Here is a 7,826-nt window from a genome sequence, read left to right on the forward strand (position 1 = left end):
ACACTAGGAGAAAAAGCCCGGCCGACGGCAGCGTGTCTCAACCCAGCGGCATCATCGCGATTGGCAGGTTCGGGCATTCGCTGTACCATTCCTGCGCCGGTCGGCGAAATTGCGCGTTCCGGCAAGGGAGAAACGTCCATGTTACGATCAATTTCGCTCGCGGTTTTCCTGGCGGTCGTTCCTGCGGCAGCCTTTGCAAATTCATGCCCGACCATCATGGCCGCGATCGACGCGGCGTTGCCGACCGCGACGCTTGCCGAGGCCGACATGAACAAAGTCAAGGAACTGCGCGCCCAAGGCGAGAAATTGCACGCCGCCGGCGATCATGCAGGGTCGGAGGCTGCGCTCAACCAAGCCAAGTCGATGCTCGGCATATAATTGCGGCAAGCTATGCTGAGAGAAGCGCGAGAATGCAGCGGCTCAGGATAAATGCTGATCTGTAGTGATCCTTCGCGCCCCCTCTGTCCTGCCGGACATCTCCCCCACTTGGGGGGAGATCGGCCGTCATCTCCGCCTTCGCGAACCGCCACCGTTGCAGGAGCGGTGCGCCCAAGCTGCCAATCTCCCCCCTTGTGGGGGAGATGTCCGGCAGGACAGAGGGGGGCGCCTCGCTCCGCCATAAAAGGTTCTGCACCGTCGTGACGCTCTGATGTAACGGCATGGATCCCAGGGTCTCCGCGACGTCGCTTCGCTCCTGCTCCGCCCTGGGATGACGAAGGGAGGGGTGTTTCGGCTAAATCCTGGAGGTTTGCGATTGCCACTGAGATTCGCCGCTGAAAGTGCTGTGGACCTTCGCTGCCGGCCGGTCGGGCAGACTAATCTCCAACGCTGGCGATTGGCATAAACCACCACGACTTCGGTAGGCCGAAACAGGGCCGCGTGGGTTGGTTCACCCCAAGCCGATGCGCCTGGCGCCTTGCCGGAACAGGGCTGCGGCGTTCGGCTCGAAGCGGAAGGTGGCGATGAAATCGTCGGCACAGTAGTTCGGCAGCGTCTTGCGGATGGCGGCCGCGAAAGTGCGGGCCTCGTCAAGCCGCCCCGCCAGCGCAAGGCAGTGCGCCGCGATCGCCAGGATGATGGCATGCGCGTTGGGACGGGCGGCGGCCTTCAGCGCCCATTCGGCGGCCTCGTCGAACTGCCCGAGACGGACATGCGCCATCGCCCTGGCGCCGAGCATGCCGAACAGCAGCGGATCGAACGGACTTAGATGGCGCGAGTGATCGGATGAACCGATCGCCGCGTTCGGATCACCCGACTGCGAGTGGACAAACGAAAGCGCGTAGTGACCGAGCGCAAAGTTGGGGCTGAGATCGACGGCCCGTTCCAACTCGATGAGCGAGCCGTCCTGCTCGCCGCGCAACCACAGCGCCCGGCCCATGGCCCAGTGCGCGGCCGGATTGTGATCGTCGACCAGAAGACTTTGGCCGGCGGTCTCGAAGGCGAGCGCGCTTTCCTGGTCGCGGTCTCCCCAGCGCTGAAAGGCGTTCTGCCAATGGGTGAAGGACAGGCCGGCATAGGCGCGGGCGAAGGTCGGATCGAGCTTCAGGGCCATGTCGAAGAAATGCCGGGCCTGCTCGTTTTCCGTGCGGGTGAAGCGATACATGTGCCAGAGGCCGCGATGGTAAGCCTCCCAGGCATTCAGCGAGCTGGGGGCTTTCAGCATGGCGCGGTTGCGCTCGACCATCTCGATCTCGGCCGAGATCGACGAGACGATGCTGTCGCCGATGTCGTCGAGGACGGCAAAGATGTCGTCGGGCCTGCGTTCGAAGGTCTCGGCCCAGACGATCCTCGCCGTGCGCACCTCGACAAGTTCGACGCTGACCGCGACACGGCCAGCCTGGCTGCGCACGGTCCCGGTGGCGACGTAGTCGACGTTGAGTCGCCGGCCGGCATCTTCCGGCGCGATGTTCTTTTCGGCCAGCGCAAAGACCGAGCCGCGGGCGATGACGAAGAAATCCCTGAGCTTGGCCAAACGGGTGATGATGTCGTGGGTCAGGCCGTCGGCCAATCCACCGCGAGAGGGGCAGCCGCGAGGGCCGCCGATCCCGGCTTCCTCGACAAACGGCATCACCGCGAGCGAGGCCTTCGACGTAGCAGTATCGGCATGGGGAAGCACAATTGACGCTTGCGCGGCTGCCGGCAACAGCGCCGGCTGCGCCCGGAGCGTCGCGGCAGTTCGTTCGCTGCGGATCGACCGCCATGCCTCACGAACGCGTCCGAAATCCAGATCCTCCGAAGCAAACAGCTGCGCCGCCGAGGCAAGATGGTCCTCGCAGGCGGCGATCTGCCCGCGTCGCGCCAGGCTTGTCAGAAGAGCCACGTGCGCGCGTTCGTCGAACGGATTGAGTTCTAGCCATGTCTCCAGATGCGCGGACATTTCGTCGGCATCCGCCGGCAGCTTGCTGACCAGCTGTTCCAGAATGGCGGCGTGCCACGAGCTGAAGCGGCGGCGTTGCGCGATAAGCCAGCTGTTGAAATGCGGGCTGCGGTCGATCTCCAGCCCGTCGAGGAAGTCGCCGACGAATAGTCTGGACAGGGCCTGCAGCCGCTCAAGATCAAGCGTCTCGATGCCGCTGGCGGCGGCCGAGGCGACATCGACGGCGTCGACGGAAATGCCCTCCAGATCGAGCGCGACCGTGTCGCCTGATGTTTCGATCCTGTGGCGATCCGGTTCGTCAAGAATGCCCCTGAGCTTGCTGAGGCACCAGCGAAGCTCGCCGCGCGGATCGTTCGGCACATCCCACAAAAGCTCGCACAGACGGCTGCGGCCGACGGCATGCGGCGCGAGCGCCAGATAGGTGAAGAGCGCGCGCAGCTTGCGCGATGCCGGCAGTTGCACGGTGGCGCCGTCGCGGATGACCGTCAGCGGCCCGAACAGCCGCACGGACAGCCCGGCCGCTGCGCCGTCCAGGCTCGATCGAGCGGATTCCACGTGCGTTTCCACGCTTGCTCCCACGCTGGCCAGTTGTCCTTTGCTTTACCATCGAAAGCGATCGAGTGCATCCGGCAACGAATTTTCCGCGTCGGTTGCCGGCATTGCCACCGTTCCGGGCCGCGTTGACGGCACCGGAACCATACTGCGGCAAGGTCTCGAAACCTCGCCGCCCAAGCCGCCGGTTTGTAACCGGCTCGTGACGACGACACGTCGTGACGACAACAATAAGGGGAGAGCAGACATGTTGCAGCAACGGAAAATCAGGACCACGGCCGGGCGCGGCCGCCTGTTCGACAGCATTGTCGACACGGTCGGCGACACGCCGGTGATCCGGGTCAACAATCTCGGCCCCGATCATGTGACGATCTATGTGAAGGCCGAGTTCTTCAATCCGGCGGCATCGGTGAAGGACCGGCTGGCGCTCAACATCATCGAAGAGGGCGAGCGCAGCGGCGCCCTGAAACCGGGCCAGACCGTCGTCGAGGCAACCAGCGGCAACACCGGCATCGGCCTGGCCATGGTCTGCGCGCAGAAGGGCTACCCGCTGGTGGTGACGATGGCCGACAGTTTCTCCGTCGAGCGCCGCAAGCTGATGCGCATGCTGGGCGCCAAGGTGGTGCTGACGCCGCGCGCCCAGAAGGGTTTTGGCATGTACAACAAGGCGCTCGAACTCGCCGAGGCCAATGGCTGGTTCCTGGCCCGCCAGTTCGAGACCATCGCCAATGCCGCCATTCACGAGGCGACGACGGCGCGCGAGATCATCAACGACTTCGCCGGATCGCGGCTCGACTGCTTCGTCACCGGCTACGGAACCGGCGGCACCGTCGTCGGTGTCGGTCGCGTGCTGCGCCGCGAGCGTCCCGAAACCCGGATCGTGCTGGCCGAACCTGCCAACGCCCAGCTCATCGGCAGCGGCAAGGCGCAGCAGCGCGGCGCCGACGGCGCACCCGCCGCCAGCCATCCGGCCTTCGAGCCGCACCCGATCCAGGGCTGGACACCGGATTTCATTCCCAACGTCCTGCAGGAGGCGGTCGACGCCAGCCTCTATGACGAGGTGGTGCCGATTGCCGGGCCCGAGGGCATCAAATGGGCCAAGGCGCTGGCCCAGAAGGAAGGGATTTTCACCGGCATTTCCGGCGGAGCCAGTTTTGCCGTGGCGCGCCAGATTGCGGAAAAAGCCGCACCCGGCTCGGTGATCCTGTGCATGCTTCCCGACACCGGCGAACGCTACATGACGACGCCGCTGTTCGACGGCATCGAAGCCGAGATGGACGCCGAGGAGATCGCGCTGTCGCGCTCAACGCCGGGCTGCCAGTTCCCGGCCGAATAAGTGCGCATCGGGAGCAACGCGGATGGATGCCATGCTGAAAGCCGCCGGCACTGCCGGCATGGTTGCCGAAGAAACGCTCGATCCGGTCGACTGGGCCGATGTGCAGGCGCTGTCGCACCGGATCGTCGACGACGCCGTCGACTATCTGCGCGATGTCAGGGAACGCCCGGTGTGGCAGGACATGCCGGCGGAGGTGAGAGAATTTTTCGCGGCGCCGCTGCCGCAATCGCCTCAACCGCTGGCACAGGTCTATGGCGAGGTCGCCCGCAACGTGATGGCCTACCCGATGGGCAACATCCATCCGCGCTTCTGGTCCTGGTACATGGGGTCGAGCAATTTCACCGGGGCGCTCGGCGATTTCCTGGCGGCGGTGCAGGGCTCCAACCTCGGCGGCGGCAACCATGCCGCAGCGCTGATGGACAGCCAGGTCGTCGACTGGTGCAAGCAGATGATGGGCTTTCCGCAATCAGCCAGCGGCACGCTGGTCAGCGGCGGCTCGATGGCCAACATCATTGGCCTGACCGTGGCCCGCAACGCCAGGGCTGGCATCGACGTGCGCGAGCATGGCGTTGCCGCCATCGACAAGCCGCTGCGTTTCTATGGCTCGGACCAGCTTCACTCCTGCCATCGCAAGGCGATGGAGGCGCTCGGCCTCGGCAACCGCGCGCTGCGCCGTATCCCGACCGATGCCGGATTGCGGATCGACATCGACGCGTTGCGGGCGGCGATCACTGAGGACCGCCAGGCGGGTTTTCGGCCGGCCTGCGTGATCGGCACGGCCGGCACCGTGAATACCGGTGCGATCGATGATCTGCAGGCGCTGGCAAGGCTGGCGGCGCAGGAAGACCTCTGGTTCCATGTCGACGGCTGCATCGGCGCGCTGATCGCCATCGCGCCGGAAAATTCCCATCGCGTTGCCGGCATCGAGCACGCCGACTCGATCGCGCTCGACCCGCACAAATGGCTGCACGCCCCTTTCGAGGTCGGCTGCGTGCTGATCAGGGATGCCTCGGCGCATCGCAGCACGTTCGCGGTGACGCCGGAATATCTCGAATCGACGCCGCGCGGCCTCGCCTCGGGCCAGTGGCTGCATGATTTTGGCCTGCAGACGTCACGCGGTTTTCGCGCGCTGAAGGTGTGGATGGCGCTGAAGCAGCACGGCATCGAGAAATTCGGCCGCCTGATCGACCAGAACATCGCGCAAGGACATTATCTCGGCGCGCTGATCGAGGCCGAGCCGCTGCTGGAGCTCGTCGCGCCACCGAGCATCAACATCGTCTGTTTCCGCTACCGCGGCGACGGGCTGCCGGGAGAGCGGCAGAAGGCGCTCAACACCGAGATCATGCTGCGGCTGCAGGAAGACGGCATCGCCGCCCTTTCGGATACGACGGTGCACGGCCAGCATTGCCTCAGGGTAGCGATCAACAACCACCGCACTCGGCGCGACGACCTGGACCTGCTGGTGCGCGAGACGGTGCGGCTTGGACTGGAGGTTTCAAGGCCTGGCGCGGCCGGCTAAGGATCCTGGCAATCACCTCAGACAAATCACAGCGCCCAAGCGTGTGGGGTGATCGACTGTTGATGTCGGCGCTGCCCCTCACCTGCCTGCCGGCATCCTCTCCCCGTATAGTGACGGGGAGAAGGGGCTGTCATTGCTGGTTTCGCCCAATCATCAGCGTCACAGGAAGGGCACCGGCATTGAGGCCAGCCCCTTCTCCCCGTCACTATACGGGGAGAAGCGCCCGGCAGGGCGATGAGGGGCAGCGCAAAGCCTGAACGATTGCCCCTGTGCCTCGCAACGAAGATCACGCCTCGAGCCAGACCTTGTCGAAATGCTGCTCCAGAGACTGGTGCTGCTCGCAGCCATGCACGCCCTTGCGGAACGTCCGGTAGACCGAACGCCAGTAGGGCTGGATGATGATGCCGGAGTCGCGCAGATTCTGCTCGATCTTGGCCATGATCTCGCGGCGCTCGCCGGCGTCGGGTGTGGCCAGCGCCTTGTCGAGCAAGGCGTCGAACTCCGGATTGGCGTAGGCGGTCTCGTTCCAGGCAGCGCCCGATCTGTAGGCCAGCGCCAGCACCTGGACGCCCAGCGGCCGGCCGAGCCACTCGGTGCAGGAGAAAGGATATTTGCTCCAGTCGTTCCAGAACGTCGCCGCCGGCAGCACGGTCCGTTTGACCTTCAGCCCGGCGTCGCGCATCTGCGCTGCGATGGCGTCGCCGGTGTTCTTCTGCCAGTCGACATCGACGGAGATGAGCTCGTATTCGTGATCGGACTTGCCGGCCTCGGCAAGCAGCGCCTTGGCTTCGTCGACATTGCGGACGGCCGGGCCGATATCGGCGTATTCGGCATGCATCGAGCCGACATGATGGTTTTCGGCCGGCTTGCCGCGGTCGTCCATGCCGATCTTCAGGATTGCGGCATTGTCGACGGCGAGCTGGGCGGCGCGCCGCACCCTGATGTCGCCATAGGGTGGACTGCCGACGTTGAAGCGCGCGACGATGGTCGAGCCGGTGGCAAGCTCGGAATTGCTCAGACCCATGGCGTCGGTCTGCGAGACGGTATCGGCGGCGGTTTCGTGGTTGGTGTCGATCTCGCCCGATTCGAAGGCCGAAAACATCGCATTGGGATCGGAGCCGTAGTCGACCCATTGGATGCCGTCGAGCCAGAAATCGCCCTTCCACCACGGTCTGTCCTTGCGGCGGACCTCGGCGCCGACCTCGGCGTCCCATGCCACCAGTTCGCAAGGTCCAGTGGTGATCGCCAGGGCCTTCAGCGGATCGCCGTCGCCGTCGTAGCTGCGGTGCATGATCAGCGCCGGATAGTCGGTCATGCCGGCAATCAGCGAAATGTCGGGCTTCGGCAGATTGAGCCGGACGGTAAAGTCGTCGACACGCTCGATGCCGCCATCGATCGGCTTCTTGGTGGCGGCGTCGACCAGCGCCCCCATCCGCTCGGCGACCGAATTGCCGGCAACGCTCGCATCGCACCAGCGCGTCAGGTTGTGGACGACGTCGTCGGCGTTGAAAGTGTCGCCGTTCGACCAGGTGATGCCCTTGCGGACGCGCAGCGTCAGCACGCGGGCGTCGTCGCTGGTCTCCCAGCTCTCGAGCAGCCACGGCTCGAAGGTAAAATCGCGGTTCCAGCGCACCAGATATTCGTTGCAGTGGCGGGCGACATTGGACATTTCGACGCCGTCGAAGGTGCGCGGATCCTTCCAGCCCTTGACGTTCATGGCGACGCGCAAGACGCCGCCGCGCTTCGGCTCCTGCGCCCTGGCCGGCGAGGGCGCAAGGCCGCCAAGCGCCAGCGCGCCGGCGGCGCTGACGCCAAGCGCTGCCATGGTGGCGAGATATTCGCGCCGGTTCATGCTGCCTTTTTTAAAACCGTCGGCGACGGGCTCGGCCTGCGGATGCAGCGCTCTTTCGGTCAGCATCAACTTCATCGTCGAATCCTCCCTGTCGGGGGGCCCGGCGCGGCGGGGGGGGGGGGGCGGGGGGCGGGGGGCGGCGGGGGGGGGCGCCGGGGGGAGATAGTTGGCGGGGGGGGCGGGCGAGAGT

General features: G+C 65.4%; 5 protein-coding genes. 3 read left to right on the plus strand and 2 right to left on the minus strand.

The genetic code is table 11. The annotated features are described in order from the left end of the window. The first annotated feature begins 138 nt into the window (after window positions 1-138). Window positions 139-378, plus strand: coding sequence for a hypothetical protein (locus tag AC0L18_RS18525; RefSeq protein WP_023803696.1), 240 nt, complete (start codon window positions 139-141; stop codon window positions 376-378). A gap of 511 nt (window positions 379-889) precedes the next feature. Here AC0L18_RS18525 and AC0L18_RS18530 read toward each other — a convergent pair. Next, window positions 890-2,932: a BTAD domain-containing putative transcriptional regulator gene (locus AC0L18_RS18530; RefSeq protein WP_473493652.1), complete on the minus strand. Its 2,043-nt coding sequence runs from the start codon at window positions 2,930-2,932 to the stop codon at window positions 890-892. 244 nt (window positions 2,933-3,176) lie between these two features. Here AC0L18_RS18530 and AC0L18_RS18535 point away from each other — a divergent pair, with 244 nt between their 5' ends. Continuing rightward, the gene (locus tag AC0L18_RS18535) at window positions 3,177-4,265 is read left to right on the plus strand and encodes a PLP-dependent cysteine synthase family protein (protein WP_473493653.1); all 1,089 of its coding nucleotides are present in this window, start codon (window positions 3,177-3,179) and stop codon (window positions 4,263-4,265) included. 22 nt (window positions 4,266-4,287) lie between these two features. After that, window positions 4,288-5,784 carry a pyridoxal phosphate-dependent decarboxylase family protein gene (locus AC0L18_RS18540; RefSeq protein WP_473493654.1) on the plus strand — a complete coding sequence of 499 codons (1,497 nt, stop codon included), beginning with the start codon at window positions 4,288-4,290 and terminating at the stop codon, window positions 5,782-5,784. A gap of 286 nt (window positions 5,785-6,070) precedes the next feature. Here the strand turns inward: AC0L18_RS18540 and AC0L18_RS18545 are convergent, their stop codons facing one another. Then, complete coding sequence (locus AC0L18_RS18545; RefSeq protein WP_473493655.1) at window positions 6,071-7,711, minus strand: ABC transporter substrate-binding protein; 1,641 nt, start codon at window positions 7,709-7,711, stop codon at window positions 6,071-6,073. Between the last annotated feature and the right edge of the window lie 115 nt (window positions 7,712-7,826).

Source organism: Mesorhizobium sp. WSM4819 (assembly GCF_055811215.1).